The sequence below is a fragment of the Aeromonas sp. 84A genome (genome assembly GCF_051919345.1).
Taxonomy (GTDB): Bacteria; Pseudomonadota; Gammaproteobacteria; order Enterobacterales; family Aeromonadaceae; genus Aeromonas; species Aeromonas veronii.
Genome location: NZ_JBQBEW010000001.1, coordinates 2,911,824 through 2,928,538 on the forward strand (window position 1 = coordinate 2,911,824; position 16,715 = coordinate 2,928,538).

General features: G+C 58.1%; 22 protein-coding genes. 15 read left to right on the top strand and 7 right to left on the bottom strand.

Annotated elements, in window-relative coordinates; all coding sequences use genetic code 11:
* The first annotated feature begins 240 nt into the window (after positions 1–240).
* Positions 241–1,611 (top strand): L-serine ammonia-lyase, encoded by a 1,371-nt coding sequence (locus tag ACTG20_RS13235; protein ID WP_005336844.1) that lies wholly within the window; start codon positions 241–243, stop codon positions 1,609–1,611.
* 854 nt (positions 1,612–2,465) lie between these two features.
* Here ACTG20_RS13235 and ACTG20_RS13240 read toward each other — a convergent pair.
* Positions 2,466–2,744 (bottom strand): YcgL domain-containing protein, encoded by a 279-nt coding sequence (locus ACTG20_RS13240; RefSeq protein ID WP_005360946.1) that lies wholly within the window; start codon positions 2,742–2,744, stop codon positions 2,466–2,468.
* A 107-nt stretch (positions 2,745–2,851) separates the two neighbouring features.
* On the opposite strand from ACTG20_RS13240, the gene minC reads away from it, so the two are divergent.
* The 5 genes from minC to mtgA all read left to right on the top strand — a co-directional run bounded on the left by minC (position 2,852) and on the right by mtgA (position 5,971).
* Complete coding sequence (gene minC / locus ACTG20_RS13245) at positions 2,852–3,571, top strand: septum site-determining protein MinC (protein ID WP_013723728.1); 720 nt, start codon at positions 2,852–2,854, stop codon at positions 3,569–3,571.
* Between the two features lie 18 nt (positions 3,572–3,589).
* Positions 3,590–4,402 (top strand): septum site-determining protein MinD, encoded by an 813-nt coding sequence (minD, locus tag ACTG20_RS13250; RefSeq protein ID WP_005336847.1) that lies wholly within the window; start codon positions 3,590–3,592, stop codon positions 4,400–4,402.
* Between the two features lie 2 nt (positions 4,403–4,404).
* Positions 4,405–4,671, top strand: coding sequence for a cell division topological specificity factor MinE (gene minE / locus ACTG20_RS13255; RefSeq protein WP_005336848.1), 267 nt, complete (start codon positions 4,405–4,407; stop codon positions 4,669–4,671).
* A gap of 197 nt (positions 4,672–4,868) precedes the next feature.
* Positions 4,869–5,195, top strand: a complete 327-nt coding sequence (locus ACTG20_RS13260) for an HI1450 family dsDNA-mimic protein (protein WP_194496362.1) — start codon at positions 4,869–4,871, stop codon at positions 5,193–5,195.
* Positions 5,180–5,971, top strand: a complete 792-nt coding sequence (gene mtgA, locus ACTG20_RS13265) for a monofunctional biosynthetic peptidoglycan transglycosylase (RefSeq protein ID WP_194496361.1) — start codon at positions 5,180–5,182, stop codon at positions 5,969–5,971. Before ACTG20_RS13260 ends, mtgA begins: the two co-directional genes overlap by 16 nt.
* 3 nt (positions 5,972–5,974) lie before the next feature.
* Here the strand turns inward: mtgA and ACTG20_RS13270 are convergent, their stop codons facing one another.
* On the bottom strand, positions 5,975–6,103 hold the full coding sequence (locus tag ACTG20_RS13270) for a hypothetical protein (RefSeq protein ID WP_256689486.1): 129 nt from the start codon (positions 6,101–6,103) through the stop codon (positions 5,975–5,977).
* Positions 6,104–6,250: 147 nt separating this feature from the next.
* Here ACTG20_RS13270 and ACTG20_RS13275 point away from each other — a divergent pair, with 147 nt between their 5' ends.
* Positions 6,251–6,574 carry an HI1450 family dsDNA-mimic protein gene (locus ACTG20_RS13275; protein ID WP_194496360.1) on the top strand — a complete coding sequence of 108 codons (324 nt, stop codon included), beginning with the start codon at positions 6,251–6,253 and terminating at the stop codon, positions 6,572–6,574.
* A gap of 55 nt (positions 6,575–6,629) precedes the next feature.
* Here ACTG20_RS13275 and ACTG20_RS13280 read toward each other — a convergent pair whose 3' ends face one another.
* Positions 6,630–6,941, bottom strand: a complete 312-nt coding sequence (locus ACTG20_RS13280; protein ID WP_005360950.1) for a DUF1289 domain-containing protein — start codon at positions 6,939–6,941, stop codon at positions 6,630–6,632.
* A gap of 1 nt (position 6,942) precedes the next feature.
* Entirely contained in the window at positions 6,943–7,803 is an 861-nt protein-coding gene (locus ACTG20_RS13285) for a CvfB family protein (protein ID WP_234915352.1), read from the bottom strand.
* A 231-nt stretch (positions 7,804–8,034) separates the two neighbouring features.
* Here ACTG20_RS13285 and ACTG20_RS13290 point away from each other — a divergent pair, with 231 nt between their 5' ends.
* From ACTG20_RS13290 to ACTG20_RS13305, 4 genes are all read left to right on the top strand, one after another.
* Positions 8,035–9,249, top strand: a complete 1,215-nt coding sequence (locus tag ACTG20_RS13290) for a UPF0149 family protein (RefSeq protein WP_194496359.1) — start codon at positions 8,035–8,037, stop codon at positions 9,247–9,249.
* A gap of 170 nt (positions 9,250–9,419) precedes the next feature.
* The gene (locus tag ACTG20_RS13295) at positions 9,420–9,884 is read left to right on the top strand and encodes a MarR family winged helix-turn-helix transcriptional regulator (protein ID WP_005336856.1); all 465 of its coding nucleotides are present in this window, start codon (positions 9,420–9,422) and stop codon (positions 9,882–9,884) included.
* A 2-nt stretch (positions 9,885–9,886) separates the two neighbouring features.
* Positions 9,887–10,075 carry a DUF4250 domain-containing protein gene (locus ACTG20_RS13300; RefSeq protein ID WP_019445848.1) on the top strand — a complete coding sequence of 63 codons (189 nt, stop codon included), beginning with the start codon at positions 9,887–9,889 and terminating at the stop codon, positions 10,073–10,075.
* A gap of 163 nt (positions 10,076–10,238) precedes the next feature.
* Positions 10,239–10,418, top strand: a complete 180-nt coding sequence (locus ACTG20_RS13305) for a hypothetical protein (protein ID WP_043820293.1) — start codon at positions 10,239–10,241, stop codon at positions 10,416–10,418.
* A 183-nt stretch (positions 10,419–10,601) separates the two neighbouring features.
* Here the strand turns inward: ACTG20_RS13305 and ACTG20_RS13310 are convergent, their stop codons facing one another.
* Positions 10,602–11,189, bottom strand: a complete 588-nt coding sequence (locus tag ACTG20_RS13310; protein ID WP_162506373.1) for an FMN-dependent NADH-azoreductase — start codon at positions 11,187–11,189, stop codon at positions 10,602–10,604.
* A 274-nt stretch (positions 11,190–11,463) separates the two neighbouring features.
* On the opposite strand from ACTG20_RS13310, the gene ACTG20_RS13315 reads away from it, so the two are divergent.
* From ACTG20_RS13315 to ACTG20_RS13330, 4 genes are all read left to right on the top strand, one after another.
* The gene (locus tag ACTG20_RS13315) at positions 11,464–12,306 is read left to right on the top strand and encodes a DMT family transporter (RefSeq protein WP_232354353.1); all 843 of its coding nucleotides are present in this window, start codon (positions 11,464–11,466) and stop codon (positions 12,304–12,306) included.
* 84 nt (positions 12,307–12,390) lie between these two features.
* Complete coding sequence (gene purT / locus ACTG20_RS13320) at positions 12,391–13,569, top strand: formate-dependent phosphoribosylglycinamide formyltransferase (RefSeq protein ID WP_439987715.1); 1,179 nt, start codon at positions 12,391–12,393, stop codon at positions 13,567–13,569.
* Between the two features lie 126 nt (positions 13,570–13,695).
* On the top strand, positions 13,696–14,355 hold the full coding sequence (gene hxpB / locus ACTG20_RS13325; protein ID WP_194496357.1) for a hexitol phosphatase HxpB: 660 nt from the start codon (positions 13,696–13,698) through the stop codon (positions 14,353–14,355).
* Positions 14,356–14,627: 272 nt separating this feature from the next.
* Positions 14,628–14,831 (top strand): CPXCG motif-containing cysteine-rich protein, encoded by a 204-nt coding sequence (locus tag ACTG20_RS13330; RefSeq protein WP_005336871.1) that lies wholly within the window; start codon positions 14,628–14,630, stop codon positions 14,829–14,831.
* A gap of 174 nt (positions 14,832–15,005) precedes the next feature.
* Here the strand turns inward: ACTG20_RS13330 and ACTG20_RS13335 are convergent, their stop codons facing one another.
* Together ACTG20_RS13335 and ACTG20_RS13340 are read right to left on the bottom strand one after the other, a co-directional pair.
* On the bottom strand, positions 15,006–15,623 hold the full coding sequence (locus ACTG20_RS13335; protein ID WP_021229990.1) for a riboflavin synthase: 618 nt from the start codon (positions 15,621–15,623) through the stop codon (positions 15,006–15,008).
* Between the two features lie 102 nt (positions 15,624–15,725).
* Positions 15,726–16,628 (bottom strand): DMT family transporter, encoded by a 903-nt coding sequence (locus ACTG20_RS13340; RefSeq protein WP_194496356.1) that lies wholly within the window; start codon positions 16,626–16,628, stop codon positions 15,726–15,728.
* Between the last annotated feature and the right edge of the window lie 87 nt (positions 16,629–16,715).

Sequence of the window (16,715 nt, forward strand, 5' to 3'; positions counted from 1 at the left end):
CCGGCATCGCCGGGTATTTTTATGGGCAAACGCTTAACAAAATGGATAAGCACAAAAATAAATTTTATACTCGCGCCTCAGATTCAACAAAAATAGATCTATTTCAACTTTTTTTAGGTCCGGAGCCGTTACACTACGGTTATCTGGTTCTGTGACCTGCGCTGACAAGCGCGTTCCATGGATCTCCCAAATTTCTGTGAGTGGGCATGCCGCCCCCTTCTACCCTGAGGTAATAGTGACATGATCAGCGTTTTTGATATCTTCAAAATCGGTGTAGGCCCCTCTTCTTCCCACACTGTTGGCCCGATGAAAGCGGCCAAACAGTTTGTTGACGAGCTGCGCGCGGGCGGCAAGATCCGCGATGTAACCCGGATCAATGTCGATGTCTACGGCTCCCTCTCCTGGACTGGCAAAGGCCACCATACCGACACTGCCATCATCATGGGCCTGGCTGGCAACCTGCCGGAAAATGTCGATATCGATGCCATCCCCGAGTTTATCTCCCGTGTTGAACAGACCGAGCGCCTGCCGATCGGCCTGCACTGCCACACCGTCAGCTTCCCGCGTGACGCCATGGTATTCCACGACGAAGCCCTGCCGCTGCACGAAAACGGCATGAAGCTGACTGCCCTGATCGAAGATGAAGTGGTTTACAGCAAGACCTACTACTCCATCGGTGGCGGTTTCATCGTTGACGAAGAGAACTTCGGCAAGGCTGACAGCGGCGACATGTCCGTACGCTATCCGTTCAAGAGCGCCGCTGAGCTGGTTGCCCACTGCAGCCAAACCGGTCTCTCCATCTCTGCCCTGATGATGGAAAACGAGAAGTGCTTCAACACTCCGGAAGAGATCTACAAGAAGTTCGGCAAGATCTGGAACACCATGCGCGAAGGTATCGAGCGCGGCTGCCGTACCGAAGGCGTTCTCTCCGGCCCGCTGCGCGTACCCCGTCGTGCCGCACCGCTCTACCGTCAGCTCAACACCAACGAGAACCTCTCGAGCGACCCGATGAACATCGTTGACTGGGTCAACATGTTCGCTCTGGCCGTGAGTGAAGAGAACGCTGCCGGTGGCCGCGTGGTCACTGCCCCGACCAACGGCGCTGCTGGTATCATCCCGGCCGTACTGGCTTACTACGACAAGTTCATCCAGCCAGTTGGCCGCGACGAATACACCCGCTTCTATCTGGCTGCCGGTGCCGTCGGTATCCTCTACAAGATGAACGCCTCCATCTCCGGCGCCGAAGTGGGCTGTCAGGGTGAAGTGGGTGTCTCCTGCTCCATGGCCGCTGCCGGTCTGACCGAGCTGATGGGTGGTAGCCCGGAGCACGTCTGCGAAGCTGCCGAGATCGGCATGGAACACAACCTGGGTCTGACCTGTGATCCGGTTGCCGGTCAGGTACAGGTGCCTTGCATCGAACGTAACGCCATCGCAGCCATGAAAGCGGTCAACGCCTCCCGTATGGCCCTGCGTCGTACCTCCAAGCCGCGCGTCTCCCTGGACAAGGTGATCGAGACCATGTACATCACCGGCAAGGACATGGACTCCAAGTACCGTGAAACCTCCCGTGGCGGTCTGGCCATCAAGGTGATGCAGGTTGCCTGCGAATAAATAGGGTTTGCGACCCTCATTTGAACAAAGGCGGGATATCCCGCCTTTTTTATTGCCCGAATGGGATGCTGGGTACTGATACCGGCATACCGACCATTTCACTGTAGGGCGTCGCTGATATACCCCTGCTACGCCACCGCAATGCGGATTGCCTTGTCTGCATACCTCTCTAATTACATACCTTGATTAACTCTTCTCAATGCATTGAGAGAGACATTACGCCCCTACATGAAACCTGTACCTGCTATCTTGCCCCAGCCACGATTTCACAACTAATCGATATCGAGATGGCCCCTCATCTCAATATCCCCCTTTGGTCATACCCTTGTTTGGCAAGACGCGGTTACCACTCCCCCTGCGGATTATCACGCCGCCACATTGATTGCCTCCTATGTGGCACTTTCGTGATCAGGGCAAACAATCAAGTACACAAACAGGGGGTTAGCTCATCATTTTGGCCACAGCACATCGCGCAAACTGGTTTTAGCACCGTTATCACCGCCCTCTTTACGCGCCCTTTGATGGACAACTCATCACGCAGTGGAGGCCAAAAAAGCGCCCAAGGAAGAGGCTGAAAATAATCGATGAATGAGCCAATAGCCGTTGAAATGGAGGATATGAGTACGCGCCACTCGCTATTTTTGTGAGCGCCAGCAAAGGTTGAGGATATGGTGTTGGGAGCAGATTGACTTTCTATTTAAACAGCGAAAAGTGAATATCACCAAAGGGAGGGTTTAATTTGGCCAGATCCTGTCACGGGATTATCGCAGGCCACCTCTCCGGGGCCGGAATGCGTCATGCAGAGTCACAAAGAATTAGCCCCGCAGGGCAGAACACACAACGGGGCTGGATATTCAGGATGGTTTTTTCAGGCTGGCCTTGTGCTGCTCCAGCAAATTCTCGGGGGGCGGCGGCACCTGCAGGTAGAACCCCTGGTTGGTCAGCGCGGCCATCACCTTGCCGACATCAGCCAACCCCAAGGGCTTGGCCGGATCCAGCTTAGTCATCAGCACCAGCTCGGGACGCCCGAATGCGCTCAGCAATGGCTCGGGAACGCGGGAGAAATCCTCTCTTTTTTCAACAAAAAGGTAGGTCTCGGCTTTTTTGCGACTTTTATAGACTGCACACAACATGGAAATTGATATAATCCGACGAGTTTATTGCCTCTGATGGGGGCAAACTATAACATCAGGAATTGAATAACAATAACGGATTAGCATCTCTGCCTCGGGGAAGATTCATGGTTGAGCGCGATAACGAATTGAAAGGGACCACCTTCACTATTTCTGTGTTGCATATCAGCGATGGCGAGCCTGAGCGGATACGTCAGTTGTTGGCCGAAAAAGTGGCCCAGGCACCCTACTTTTTTAATTGTGCGCCGCTGGTGATCAATGTTTCCCGACTGGAACATATTCCCGATTTCGAACAGCTCAAGGAGCTGGTGGAGTCCGAAGAATTTGTGCTGGTCGGCATCACGGGGGCGCGCAGTGAAGAGATGAAGACAGCCGCCAAGGCGGTGGGACTGGCCGTGATGGCCTCGGGCAAGAGTCGCAAGAGCGAACCGGAACCCGAGCCTGCCCCCGCGCCAGCCGCCCCTGAGGTGGTTCCCGAGCCCGAACCCGCCCCCTTGATCCCGAGCAAGGTACATGTGGGACCGGTTCGTTCCGGCCAGCAGATTTACGCCGCCGGCACCTCGCTGGTGGTGCTGGGGTCCGTCAGTCCGGGAGCCGAAGTACTCGCCGACGACAGCATTCATATTTATGGCACCCTGCGTGGCAGAGCCATTGCCGGTGCCCGGGGCAACACCCAGGCCCGGATCTATTGCCAGCAATTACAGGCCGAGCTGCTCTCCATCGCGGGCACATTCCAGCTGAGCGATGCATTGCCGGCAGGCCTGATCCAGCAACCGGTACACGTCCGGCTGGACAACGAACAACTCCGAATAGACCGTATCAAATAGAGTTACAAGGAAGCGAGAATGGCGCGAATCATAGTCGTTACATCGGGTAAAGGTGGCGTTGGCAAGACCACAACCAGTGCGGCCCTGAGCACCGGCTTAGCCCAGCGTGGTCACAAGACAGTGGTCATTGACTTTGACATCGGTCTGAGAAACCTGGATCTCATCATGGGCTGCGAGCGGCGCGTGGTGTATGACTTCGTCAACGTCATCAACGGGGAAGCAAACCTCAATCAGGCGCTGATCAAGGACAAACGCTCGGAAAATCTGTTTATCCTGCCCGCCTCCCAGACCCGGGACAAAGATGCCCTCACCCGTGAGGGGGTCGAGAAGATCCTGGATCAACTGGCAGAGATGAAGTTCGATTACATCGTCTGCGACTCCCCGGCGGGGATCGAGGCGGGCGCGCTGATGGCGCTCTATTTTGCCGACGAAGCGATCGTCACCACCAACCCGGAAGTCTCTTCCGTGCGTGACTCCGACCGCATCCTTGGCATCCTGGCCTCCAAGTCCCGCCGCGCCGAGCGTGGCGAAGACCCCATCAAGGAGCACCTGCTGCTGACCCGCTACTGCCCGACCCGCGTCAACCGCGGCGACATGCTGAGCGTGCAGGATGTGCAGGAGATCCTGGCCATCCCGCTGCTCGGGGTGATCCCGGAGTCCCAGGCGGTGCTGCGCGCCTCCAACTCCGGCGAACCGGTCATTCTGGACAAGGAGTCCGATGCCGGTCAGGCCTACGAAGATGCGGTGTCACGCCTGCTGGGCGATGCCAAGGAATTTCGTTTTCTGGAAGAAGAGAAGAAGGGCTTCTTTAGCCGACTGTTCGGGAGTTAAACATGTCATTATTGGATTATTTTCGTTCCAACAAGAAACAGAACACCGCACAACTGGCCAAAGAGCGGTTGCAGATCATTGTTGCTCACGAGCGTTCATCCAGAGGGGGGCCGGATTACCTGCCCCAGCTCAAGCAGGACATCCTCGATGTGATCCGCAAATACGTCAACATTGATCCGGAGAAGATAACCGTCCAACTGGATCAGAAGAGTGATGAGCTGTCGGTACTGGAGCTCAACATCACCTTCGCCGATGACAAGAAGGGATGAGCTGACGCCCTATGCGTGACCCCTTCCCCCAATGAAGACCGGATCCTGTCACTGGATCCGGTTTTTTATTGGCACAAAAACAGGTCACAGCGGCTCGCCTCATCTCGCCAAGGGGTCTGCCGACCGCTAGAATAGCGCCGCCCCGCAGGCAGTGATCTGCGCTGGCACCTTTTTCTCTTTTCTGGAACAGACCGCTTATGTCTATGAATGACGAAATGCACAGCGTCGAGGAACTGCTCGATACCGCCCTCGAACTCTTTATGGAGCTGGCCTCTGACAACCTGCCGGAGCAGGAGATCGCCCGCTTCAATCAGGAGTTCAACGATCGCGGCCTGCTGGCCGAAACCGACCCGACCGATGACTGGGAAGCGGACGTGGGTTTTGCCGTGAGCGACACCGACTATGCCGAGATCTGGGTTGGCCTTGGCAATGAAGAACAAGAGTATGAGCACTTGTTTGCCCGCATGCTGCTCTCCCGCCGTGTTGACGAGAAGTTCTGCCACATCGAATGGCTGCCCCAATAATTCCGGATCCCGATGATCCCAGCCACTATCAGTGGGAGTCTGGCCCTGACGCCGTGGCCCCCGTGCGCGCATCTGCATCGTTTGGGCGCCGGGTGTTGAGGTGGGCAGGCAAGATCGCGCTGGCCGGGCTGCTCTGCTCGGTCGGCTCGGTCGCCTTGCTGCGTTTTATCGATCCGCCGATGTGGAGCTGGCGTATCGAGCGGGCCCTCTTTCCGCCCGCCAAGATCACCCAGGTGCGCCATGAATGGGTAGATCTGGAGTCCATCTCCAAAGAGCTGCAACTGGCGGTGATCGCAGCCGAGGATCAGCGCTTTGCCGATCACAACGGCTTTGACATGGATGCCATCAACGCCGCGCTCAAGCACAACCAGCACAGCGAACGGGTGCGCGGTGCCAGCACCCTCAGCCAGCAGACCGCCAAGAACCTCTTTATGTGGAGTGATCGCAGCTTCCTGCGCAAGGGGCTGGAGGCCTGGTTTACCCTGCTGATGGAGCTGGGTTGGGACAAGGCCCGTATTCTCGAGGTCTATCTCAATATCGTGGAGTTCGGCCCCGGCATCTATGGCGCCGAAGCAGCTGCCCGCACCTACTTTGGCAAACCGGCCAGCCGCTTGACCCGCTACGAGTCATCCCTGCTGGCCGCCGCCCTGCCCAATCCGTGGCGTTATCGGGTCAAGCCCCCTTCACCCTATGTGCAAAAGCGCTCGGTCTGGATCCGCCGCCAGATGGGACAACTGGGCCAGATCACCCTCAATCGGGTGCATCAGGCCGACTGATCCTCAGGGCTCATCGGGTTTCTCCGGTGGGCCCAGATGGCCGCCCACCATCTCGCGGTGAAGCGGCAGATAGTGCCACCACCAGGCCTCGCGCCGTCGCTTGATCTGTTGCCGCCGTCCCCGCTGCTTCATCCCCTTACTCCCTGCCAGCTGATCCGCGCCTTAACCATACTCCCCCAACGGCAACTTGGACAGGTCAGGCACGCCCGGCGCACTGGTCTGGCCGCCACAGCCAATAATTGTTACAGTAGCGAACCTCGATGTATCTGGAGTGATTTCATGGAACAGCGTACCCCGGATCAGCTGGTCGAATGGGCCTATGATCAGTTTCTTGAGCAGGCCGCCGATATGCTGGCCCCCGAACAAATAGTCGACATCACCCTGGAGTTTGAGCAGCGTGGCGCCGTGGAGGCGACCCTGCCCAATGCCGACTGGTCGACCGAGCTGGGTGAGCCGGTCGATATGGAGCGCTGGGTCGAAGTGTGGGTCGGTTTGCTGGATCATCAGGATGAGTTTGAGGTGATCTTCGCCACCTTCCTGCTGCCCCGTCTGCTGACCGAAGATCAAGTGCATGTGCGCTGGAATCGCCAGCAGCAGGCATAAAAAAGGCGCCATCGGCGCCTTTCTTGTTTCTGTGCACTCTTATTGCTGTTCTCTGCTAATCCTGCGCCGCGATGGCCTTGGCCAGACAGCGGCGGCACCAGCAAGCGCTGGCCTCCTGCATCGGCAATACCGGCAACTGGCTGCACCAGCACTGGGCGATGGTCTGACCGGCAGAGACGGCGCAATAGGCCGGTTCGCCACAACCCGGACAGCGGTGGGTGCTTTTCGAGCCATTCAGCTCGGCCATCACCGCCAGCTGGGCCTTGCTATCCATCGCCGACCAGTGGCCGATCTCGGTCAGGGTGCGGCCACAACCAAGGCAAAGCCCATCTTTCGCCTTGCAGAGGCCAACACAGGGGCTCGGCATCTTATTCGTTATCCACTGCCGAGTCGGTCTCTGTGGCCACCAGAGTGATGGCGTTATCTTCGATGACGATCTTGCCCTGCTTGTAGAGGCCGCCGATCGCCTTCTTGAAGGTGCCCTTACTCATGCTGAACAGCTTGTAGATGAGCTCGGGTTCGCTCTTGTCACCCACCGCCAGACTGCCGCCCTGCTTTTTCATCCGGCTCAAAATGCGTTCACCGGCGTCATCAACCCGCGCCAGACCCGGCTTTTGCAGGGTCAGATCGAGCTTGCCATCTTCGCGTACCTGCTTGACCCAGGCGGTTTGCGGCCGACCGGTCATCACCCGGCCAAACACTTCGTTCTTGAACAGCATGCCGGGATACTGACCGTTGACGATCACCTTGATGCCAAGGGGCGAGTGCTCCCCCGGCAGCGCGGTCACTTCGTCACCGACCTTGAAGTTGCTGCCGGCCGGGGTCAGGAAACGCTCGATGCGGCTGGTGCCGACCATGCGCCCTTCGTTATCCAGTTGCAGACGCACCAGATAAACGTGGCCCACCTGCATCGGCTTGTTCTGCTCGCGGCTCGGCACAAACAGATCCTTTTTCATGCCCCAGTCGAGGAAAGCACCAATCTTGTTGGCATTGACCACTTTCAGACCGGCAAATTCGTCCACCATGGCAAATGGCTTGTCGGTTGTGATCACCGGTTCGCAATCGGCATCCAGATAGAGGAAGACCTGCACGCTATCCCCCTCTTTCACCCCTTCCGGCAGTTGACGCTTGGGCAGCAGCAGTTCACCGTACTCATCGGCCGCAAGCCAGGCGCCACGGTCTTCGAGTTCAACAACGGTGAGGGTGTTCATCTTGCCAATCTGTATCATGGTGCTCTCTTTTTTCATTACCCGGATGGGCCAACTGAACATGGCCCCTATGGGCGCGCATGTTACCTCAAGAGCGGTGATCCGGCCTAGTCCCCAAGCCACCACGAGCCGCCCTTTCGCCCTTATCTTATCCGCCAATGGTGATTAAATCGCCAAACAGGCGGCCATTTGCTGCAAATAACCCCACTTTTAGGTAGACTTCGCGGCTGTTCAAATCCAGAGGAACTGTCGATGAACCCATCCACTCGTACCCGCCATCTTAATCAATGGATCCAGAGCCACAGCGATCAGGATATGACCTACCCGGCCCTGCACGGTTTTCTCTGTGCTCGTCTGGTGGGGCCGGAAAGCCCTGACTGGCAACGCCCGCTGGCTGGTTTGCTGGAACAGGATGCCGAGTTGGATGAAAAAAGCGCAGAAGCCCTCAACCACCTGATCGCCGAGCTGGAATCCCAAGCCGACGACGCCCAGCTGGCCCTGCCGAGTCAATGCCGCCTGCCCAGCGATAACCCCGAGCAGGTGTTCGAACAGAGCCACCCCCTCGGTCAATGGTGTTATGGCTTCAGCATAGGTTTTGCCACCTGGCCCAAGCCGAAGGATTTGAACGACCCGACCACCCAGTACCGCTTCAGTCTGGCCGCAGAGCTGAGCCTGTTTCGCGACAAGCAGATGGCCCAGATGCTCTATAGCGCAGCCGCCAGCGAACTCCCCTTTGTCGAGTTCTGCAAACGACAGCGCCAGAACATGAAAACCGCCCTCAACCAGTTGCTCAACCTCGACCAGTATCAGGCCACCCCCAGTGCCGATGTGGCCCTCAATGGCGAGCAGGCCCAACAGTGGCAGACCTGGTTCGAGCTGGCCGACAGCTGCCGCGATCATCAGGCCCGCCTCGGCTGGTTCGAGAAGATCATCGCCGATGCCACTCCGCTCTTTGATGAAGCCTTCTGGCAGCAAATCGCCGGCCACGGCTGGAGTGCCCCCGAGCTGCGTCCTCTGCTGGCCGCCAGAGCCGGCCGCGCCGACTGCCTGCTGCGCCTTGGCAAGCTGGGCGAGGCCAAAGCGGAGTATCTGGCGCTGCTGACAATCTGCGTGGCCGATGAGCTGGGTTGCCGCTACAACCTCTCCACCCTCTATGCACTGCAAGGGGATTGGCAGGCGCTGGCCGCCCTGCTGGTGCGCTTCGATGAAGCCTCCAGCTGGTTGCTCTATAACAAAGCGCTGATGGTCTTTGCTACCGAGGGTGCCGAGGCAGCCAAGCCCCATCTGCTGGTCGCCATCGAGGCCAACCCGCACATTCCGGCCTGCCTGCTGGGTCAGCGCAAGCTGCCCAAACAGGAGCCACAAAGCTGGCAAGCGGGCAGCCGCGACGAGGCCGCACTCTACGCCATCCACACACGCGAGGCCTGGCTCAAGCAGAACGCCCTCATCTGGTTGCGTAAAGGCTGAACAGCGTTGGCTTAAAATCCCGTCGGTCAGACCCGGTTTTTCCTTGAGGGCGTGCGCCACCGCACATTTCATCGCAACCGGGTCAGACAAATCAGCTTGAGTTTCGTATCATCAATGTCAAAGTATCAAAAGAAACTGCATCTGATGCAGCCGTCACAGCAGGGTGTAATATGTCAAAAATCATAGCGTTACTCGCTCACTACCCGCCCTATCAGTTGGTACATGCCGCCGAGATGCTACGGGATACCTTCGAACAGTTTTATGAACAGCGTTACCAGCTGACCGTGCCGCAATGGCGCCTGATGATGGTGCTCGGCCCCAACTACCCCATCAGCCAGAAAGAGCTGGTCGAGGCGAGCGGCATGGACAAGGTGCGCATCTCCCGCGAGATCCGTCGTCTGGTCGAAAAAGGGATCATCTTTACCGAGAGCAGCGAGCAGGACAAACGCATCAGCCTGGTCTCCCTCACCAATGCCGGGCTCGCCCTCTTCCTGCAGCTCAAGAGTGAAGCGGGCAGCTGGCAACATACCCTGACCGACTATCTGCCAAGCGAATCCCGCGAGGCGATCCGTCAGCATCTGCACAGCGTCAGCGCCGCCATCGAGCAGCTGCAATCACTGGATCGGGAGAAATAATCATGGATTTGAAAAAGTTCGCCACCATGGACATCAACATGCTGCTGAGTGTCGTCAATATGCAGCTGCGTGATCGCTATGACGATCTGGATGATCTCTGCAAAGCGCAGGAGATCGATCAGGCGGCACTGGAAGCGCGGCTCGCCAGCGGCGATTTTCACTACCAGCCAGCGCAGAAACAGTTCAGATAAAGAGAGCTAGCGGGATCGGGATCACAGCGCCAGTGATGGCGCTGGCTCTGCGGTAAAAACCTGATATGGTCTGAAGAGCCCCAACAGGGTGATGCACGGATACATCACCCTGTCACAAGAGGGCATTAAAATCGTTTCAGGTGAGCAAACCAAGGATGACCCCATGATATTGATGACCCGACAGAGCCTGTTGATCACGCTCTGTACCCTGTTGATGATCAGCCTCTTCACGCCCCACATGCCGCAAAGTACCGAACAGTGGCTGACCACCCTCTTGCTTGGCCTGCTGGTCGCGGTGGCATTGATGCTGGTGCGTGGTTGTCGCCGCTTTATGATGGAGTAGTGACTCCGCCAGAGCGTCTATACCGACCGCTTGCCGCGATACTCTCTGTAGCAGCAACGTCTATCGCAATCATATCGAGCCAAAAAACAAACGCAGCCTGATGGCTGCGTTCTTGTATCTGGTGGGGCAACCCCTTGAAGAGATAACCCCTGACGGGATAGATAGCCCTTATAGAGAGAGCCCTTAGATAGCCAGAGCCTCAAGCTGCGCTTTGGCCGCTTCCATCCCCTTGCTCTGGGCATCCGGGCCCATCCCCATCCCTTCGGCGTAGATGAAATCCACCTCTTTGATACCGATGAAACCTAGCACGGTACGCATGTAGGGAGTGACCAGATCGGTAGCACTGCCAACGTGCATGCCGCCGCGAGGGCTGATCACCAGCGCACGGGTATTTTCAACCAGACCGACCGGACCGGTCTCGGTATAGCGGAAGGTGACGCCGGCACGGGCAACCAGATCGATCCAGTTTTTCAGCTGGGTCGGGATGTTAAAGTTGTACATGGGGGCCGCAATCACCACCAAGTCGCTTGCTTTGAGCTCGGCGATCAGCTCGTCGGACTGGGCGATCACCGCCAGTTGACGTTCATTGAGGTTATCACCACCGCGCAGGCCGGAGGCCAACTCGCCATCCAGCACCGGCAGGTTGAGGGCTGCCAGATCACGTACGGTGACGACATCATCCTGATGGTCAGCCAGGAAGCCGTCGATCAGGGCGTTGGATTGGGAATATTGACCCAGGATGCTGGATTTGAGTACGAGGATATTGGCCATGGTGAAACTCCATTTGGTTGTCGGTTGAACAGCGTTGCTGTCGATGGAGGTCACTCTAAACATTGTGCTTATTTGCTGATAGCGAAAATAGATGCTCAACTTGTTCAAAATTTTTGATGAGAGGCCACTTCCTCGCCAGCCAACCCTGCGGCCGCGCTTCAACCCTTGGCAGAACAAACGATTGCCGTTATGATCCGCCGCACTTTTTTCCAGCGACCCGGATCCCATGATACCCTCGCGCAGGCACTCTCCTTTGGCAGGTGCAGTCTGGATGATGGTGGCAGGACTCTGCTTCGCCGCCGTCAACAGCCTGAGCCAGTATGTCAGCTTCAAACTCGGCCTTGCCTCTACCCAGGTCGCCTTCCATCAATACCTGATCGCCCTGATCTGCCTGTTGCCCTGGCTGGTTCGTCATGGCTTGCGCCAATCCCTGATGACCAATCAGTTCCGGTTGCACCTGTTGCGGGTATTGCTGGCGGTAGTCGGCATCCAGCTCTGGCTCTGGGCACTGGCGTACCCTGTACCTATCTGGCAGGGGATCGCTCTGCTGATGACCTCACCGCTGTTTGCCACCCTGGGCTCCGCCCTGCTGCTCAAGGAGCAGGTGAGCCGCACCCGCATTCTGGCCACCCTGGCGGGCTTTGCCGGCGCCATGCTGATCCTTGCCCCCTGGACTGACGAATTCAACTGGGCCTCCCTGCTGCCGGTGGCGGCGGCGCTGTTCTGGGCAGGTTACTCCCTGATGGTGCGCTATCAGGCGGCCAACGAATCATCCCACACCATAGTGGTGTATCTGCTTATCTTCAGTACCCCGTTCAACGTCATGCTGGCCCTGCCGGAGTGGCAGTGGCCAAGCGAGAGCCAGTGGCTGCTGGTTGCCGCCTCCGGCGTGCTGACAGCACTGGCCCAGATGTCCATCGCCCGCGCTTACAGCGTGGCGGAGGCCTCCTTCGTACAACCTTTCGATTTTGCCAAGCTGCCGATGAACGTGCTGGCGGGCTGGCTGGTATTTGGCTGGGCGCCCCCCGGCCGTCTGTGGCTTGGCGCCGCCATCATCATTGGCGCCATTACCTTGCTGACTCATCTGGAGCAGCGCGCTCACAAACCCGTTTCCTGAGGTACGCCATGCGTGCCTCTTTTTTGTCCGCTATTTGTGTAATAGCGATCATCAACAATGACCATCGACATCAGGAGAGATCGTATGTTTGGAACCGCAACCCGCCCCGGCGCCACCCGTGCCCTGCTGCTGGGCTCCGGCGAACTTGGCAAGGAGGTCGCCATCGAGTTGCAACGGTTCGGGATCGAAGTGATCGCCGCCGACCGCTACCCCAATGCCCCCGCCATGCAGGTGGCCCACGCTGCCCACGTGCTGGACATGCTCGATGGCGCCGCCCTGCGTGCCCTGGTCGCCGAGGTTAAACCCGACCTCATCATCCCCGAGATTGAAGCGATTGCCACCGATACCCTTGCTGCCCTTGAGCAAGAAGGGGTCAAGGTAGTGCCCAACGCCCGCGCTACCCAGCTCACCATGAACCGGGAAGGGATCCGCCGTCTCGCCGCCGAGACCCTGGGTCTGCCCACCTCCCCCTACCGTTTTGCCCAAAGCAAAGAGGAGTTTGTCGCCGCCGTCGAGGCTATCGGCCTGCCCTGCGTGGTGAAACCTGTGATGAGTTCGTCCGGCAAGGGACAGAGCGTGCTGCGCGATCTCGCCAAGCTGGATGAGAGCTGGACCTACGCCCAGGAGGGTGGCCGCGCCGGTCGTGGCAAGGTGATCGTCGAAGGCTTCGTCCCCTTCGAGTACGAGATCACCCTGCTCACGGTACGCGCCGTCGACGGTATTCACTTCTGCGAGCCGATCGGCCACCGTCAGGAAGATGGCGACTACCGCGAATCCTGGCAGCCGCAGGTGATGAGCGAGCTGGCGCTGGCCCGATCCAAAGAAGTAGCGGCCAAGGTGGTCGAGGCGCTCGGTGGTTACGGCCTGTTCGGGGTCGAGCTCTTTATCAGGGGCGATGAGGTGTGGTTCAGCGAAGTATCGCCGCGTCCCCACGATACCGGCATGGTGACCCTGATCTCGCAAGATCTCTCCGAGTTCGCCCTGCATGTGCGCGCCATTCTGGGGCTGCCGGTCGGCACAATCACCCAGTACGGGCCGAGTGCCTCCGCCGTGGTGCTGCGCGAAGGGCACAGCCAGGACATCCGCTATCAGGGAATTGGTGAGGCATTGGCACTGGTGCCGGGCGCCCAACTGCGGCTATTTGGCAAGCCAGAGATCGCCGGTCGCCGCCGTCTTGGCGTAGCGCTGGCCCGCGCAGAGGATTGCCAGGATGCGGTAGAGAAAGCCAAAGCCGTGGCCGCCAAGGTCGATGTACTGTTCTAAGGGCTTTTTTGCCATAGCAAAACAAACGTTTGCCGATGTGATCGGGCGCAAGGGGCATGGCAATGCCCCTTTTGCATTTTCCCGTCAGGCTTATAATCCCCTCTTCAAATTTGTCAGGAGTACAAGATGTTAGCTGCCGTGATCTTCGATATGGATGGTGTTCTGATCGACTCGGAACCCTTTTGGCAACGGGCCCAAATCGCCGTTTTCTCCGAACTGGGTCACCCCCACACCGTCGAGGATTGTGAGTCGACCATCGGCGTGCGCATCGATCAGCTGGTTGCCCACTGGTATCGCCTGCGCCCGTGGAGCGGCCCGACTCAGGAAGAGGTAGTACAGCGCATTCTGGATCAGGTCAACGCCCTGATCCTCTCCGAAGGTCAGGCCAAAGCCGGTGTGCTGGAGGCGCTCGACCTTATCGAAGCCCGCGGCCTGAAAGTGGGTCTGGCCACCTCCTCCCCCTTTGCGATGGTAGAAGCGGTGCTCGGCAAACTTGGCATTCGCGATCGCTTTATCGCGGTTCACTCCGCTGAAGTAGAGCGTTTCGGCAAACCGCACCCGGATGTCTACATCCACGCCGCCGAAAAGCTGGGGGTAGAGCCGGTTCATTGTCTGGCCATCGAAGATAGCTTTACCGGTCTGCTGGCGGCCAAGGCGGCCTCCATGACAGCGTTGATCGTGCCGGATCCCGCTTTAGTGGGTGACCCACGCTTGGCCATCGCCAACTACCAGCTGAGCTCGCTGGCCGAGCTGAATAGCGAGATGCTGGCCAGCTGGGTCAAGTAGCGCCTGTCGGCGCCTTGCTGCGCTCGCGTTCTCATATCCGCAGGGGGCATCCAGCCCCCTGTGATTGCCAAACAACCGTTGGCAATTCCCCTCTTTTCACCTGTCATTCACAACCAGATTGTTCCTCTCGCACACGACCAGTCCAACCAGTTGCACCTTGCCATCCCTCAGGCTTGATCTCTGTCATAAACGTGCGTTTGCTCGCGGTTAACCTCCTGCAGCCCGACTAGAATCAGGGTAGATAGGCGGCCTCAGGGCCCGAGGAGGTTATCATGATCGAGTACACCAGCAAGCGCATCGTCTGCCCCCACTGCGGTCACCATACCCGGGTCGAGCTGGATGCCAGCCAGGGTGATCAGGAGTTTTACGAAGATTGCATGGCCTGTTGCAATCCGATCCACCTGCGGCTTCACCGCGACGAAGCCCGCGACTGTTTGCAGTTGTTTGTGGATGCAGACGACGAGCAACTGTTTTGATTGCGAGTCACAAAAGGCCGAGCAGTTGCTGTGCCTGCAAGTCGCAAAGAGCTGAGCAGATGTTGTGACTGCGAGTCATAAAAAGTTGAGTAGATATTTTCACCATGTAAATAACAAGGGCCTGCACACTGCAGGCCCTTGCTTATGAGGCGATTAACACCGAGCCGTTTCCTTTCAGTGACCCCCGCGCGCCGCCAGTACCCGCTCCACCGTATCGACGATGGCCTGGGTCTGGGGATCGATCTCGATATTGGTCTGCCAGCCCGCCTTGACCCAACCCAGGTTGGTGCGGGCCAGGGTCTCGGGGATCAGGTGGACGCAGAACTCCCGCTCGCGCACCTCGCCGATGGTCAGACTGATGCCGTCGATGCCGATGTATCCCTTGGTCAGCACATATTTCATCAGCTCGGGAGCAAGGCGATACCACACTTGACGGTTGTTGGGGGTGTCGATCACCGAGGTAACCTCTGCCATGCCGATGATATGGCCAGACATGGCATGACCGCCGATCTCGTCACCAAAGCGGGCAGCCCGCTCCACATTGACCTTGTCCCCCACCTTTAACAGGCCGAGGTTGGTCAGGCGCAGGGTCTCCTGCATCAGATCGAAGCTGACCAGCTCCCCCTCGACACGGGTGACGGTCAGGCAGCAGCCGTTGTGAGCGACTGAGGCGCCGAGGGCCAGCCCTTCCCCCCACTCCCGGCTGGGCATGCGGATCACGTGGGTACGAAATGAAGCACTCTCTTCGATGGCGACCAGCTCGGCCACACCTTGCACAATTCCGGTAAACATCATCACCTCTTTGTTTCTGGTAACACGCTCTGTTTTTTATCGCGGCCTGTGGCCGCTTCTTTTACATAATCCGTTTTTACACAATTCGTTTCGTACAAACTGTCACACCTGCTCCGCCGCCTCAGACCGCGCCAGCACACGAGCCCGGCGCTGGGAATGGATGACCACTATGCCAGCCAGCACGATGAGCAGACACCCCGCCATACTACTGAGAGTCGGCATTTCACCAAACATCAGATAGCCGCAGAGGGTAGAAAAAAAGATCTGGAAATAGAAGAAGGGCGCCAGAGTAGAGGCCTGCGCATACTGCATCGCCTTGATAAGGCAATATTGGGAGAGCAGGGTCACCACTGGTAGCGCCAGCAGATAGGGCAAGTCAGCAAGCCCAGGGAAGTGCCACAGTGCAGGCTGCCAGCAGAGTGCAACCATTGCCACCATCCCCAGCATGAAGCAGGTGACGATCAGGATATCGAGGGTGGTCAAACGTGGATCCACCAGCTTGGTGATAAGGTTGTAGCCGGTGTTGGCCAGCACAATGACCAGTGGCAGCAGATAGTAGAGGTTCGCGTCGCCCCCGTCAGGATGGGTCACCACCAGCACGCCAAACAACCCCAGCAGCACGGCCGCCACCTTGGTCCGGGTCAGACGCTCCCTGAAAAAGATCACGCCCGCCACCACGAAGGCCAGCGACCCAAGCTGGCAAATGATGGTGTAGACGTTGAGCGGTACATGGGCCAGCGCAATCACCGAGACCAGCGCACAGACCAGAAACAGCAGCGAGCGCAACAATAGCCATCGATCCACCGCCAGCAGCGCCGACATGGTGCGCCTTGGCAACAACAGCAGCAGACCGAGGAAAGGAACAAAGAAGCGAAACCAGACCATCTCCATCACGGAGTAGCCATGGAGTACCAGATATTTGTCCGCGCCATCCTTAAGCGTCAGGGCGAGAAGTGCAAACAGCGTCAGAAAGATCGCCAGTGAGTTGCGCGAAGAGAACTGCATCAAAGAGGCCGAAACAGGAAAAGGGGGTAACCAAACTAACGGGCTTGCCGCAAATTACAACCGCGATACTGACAAAATGGGAGCAAA

Excerpts from the sequence above, each read along its gene's own strand:
- ACTG20_RS13315 (WP_232354353.1), top strand. The coding sequence starts at position 11,464 with ATGGTGGCAGGACTCTGCTTCGCCGCCGTCAACAGCCTGAGCCAGTAT.
- purT (WP_439987715.1), top strand. The coding sequence starts at position 12,391 with ATGTTTGGAACCGCAACCCGCCCCGGCGCCACCCGTGCCCTGCTGCTG.
- ACTG20_RS13270 (WP_256689486.1), bottom strand. The coding sequence starts at position 6,103 with ATGAAGCAGCGGGGACGGCGGCAACAGATCAAGCGACGGCGCGAGGCC.
- ACTG20_RS13335 (WP_021229990.1), bottom strand. The coding sequence starts at position 15,623 with ATGTTTACCGGAATTGTGCAAGGTGTGGCCGAGCTGGTCGCCATCGAA.
- ACTG20_RS13330 (WP_005336871.1), top strand. The coding sequence starts at position 14,628 with ATGATCGAGTACACCAGCAAGCGCATCGTCTGCCCCCACTGCGGTCAC.
- minC (WP_013723728.1), top strand. The coding sequence starts at position 2,852 with ATGGTTGAGCGCGATAACGAATTGAAAGGGACCACCTTCACTATTTCT.
- ACTG20_RS13235 (WP_005336844.1), top strand. The coding sequence starts at position 241 with ATGATCAGCGTTTTTGATATCTTCAAAATCGGTGTAGGCCCCTCTTCT.
- ACTG20_RS13290 (WP_194496359.1), top strand. The coding sequence starts at position 8,035 with ATGAACCCATCCACTCGTACCCGCCATCTTAATCAATGGATCCAGAGC.
- ACTG20_RS13300 (WP_019445848.1), top strand. The coding sequence starts at position 9,887 with ATGGATTTGAAAAAGTTCGCCACCATGGACATCAACATGCTGCTGAGT.
- ACTG20_RS13275 (WP_194496360.1), top strand. The coding sequence starts at position 6,251 with ATGGAACAGCGTACCCCGGATCAGCTGGTCGAATGGGCCTATGATCAG.
- ACTG20_RS13280 (WP_005360950.1), bottom strand. The coding sequence starts at position 6,941 with ATGCCGAGCCCCTGTGTTGGCCTCTGCAAGGCGAAAGATGGGCTTTGC.
- ACTG20_RS13295 (WP_005336856.1), top strand. The coding sequence starts at position 9,420 with ATGTCAAAAATCATAGCGTTACTCGCTCACTACCCGCCCTATCAGTTG.
- ACTG20_RS13310 (WP_162506373.1), bottom strand. The coding sequence starts at position 11,189 with ATGGCCAATATCCTCGTACTCAAATCCAGCATCCTGGGTCAATATTCC.
- ACTG20_RS13305 (WP_043820293.1), top strand. The coding sequence starts at position 10,239 with ATGATATTGATGACCCGACAGAGCCTGTTGATCACGCTCTGTACCCTG.
- mtgA (WP_194496361.1), top strand. The coding sequence starts at position 5,180 with ATGGCTGCCCCAATAATTCCGGATCCCGATGATCCCAGCCACTATCAG.
- ACTG20_RS13240 (WP_005360946.1), bottom strand. The coding sequence starts at position 2,744 with ATGTTGTGTGCAGTCTATAAAAGTCGCAAAAAAGCCGAGACCTACCTT.
- ACTG20_RS13340 (WP_194496356.1), bottom strand. The coding sequence starts at position 16,628 with ATGCAGTTCTCTTCGCGCAACTCACTGGCGATCTTTCTGACGCTGTTT.
- hxpB (WP_194496357.1), top strand. The coding sequence starts at position 13,696 with ATGTTAGCTGCCGTGATCTTCGATATGGATGGTGTTCTGATCGACTCG.
- ACTG20_RS13260 (WP_194496362.1), top strand. The coding sequence starts at position 4,869 with ATGTCTATGAATGACGAAATGCACAGCGTCGAGGAACTGCTCGATACC.
- ACTG20_RS13285 (WP_234915352.1), bottom strand. The coding sequence starts at position 7,803 with ATGATACAGATTGGCAAGATGAACACCCTCACCGTTGTTGAACTCGAA.
- minD (WP_005336847.1), top strand. The coding sequence starts at position 3,590 with ATGGCGCGAATCATAGTCGTTACATCGGGTAAAGGTGGCGTTGGCAAG.
- minE (WP_005336848.1), top strand. The coding sequence starts at position 4,405 with ATGTCATTATTGGATTATTTTCGTTCCAACAAGAAACAGAACACCGCA.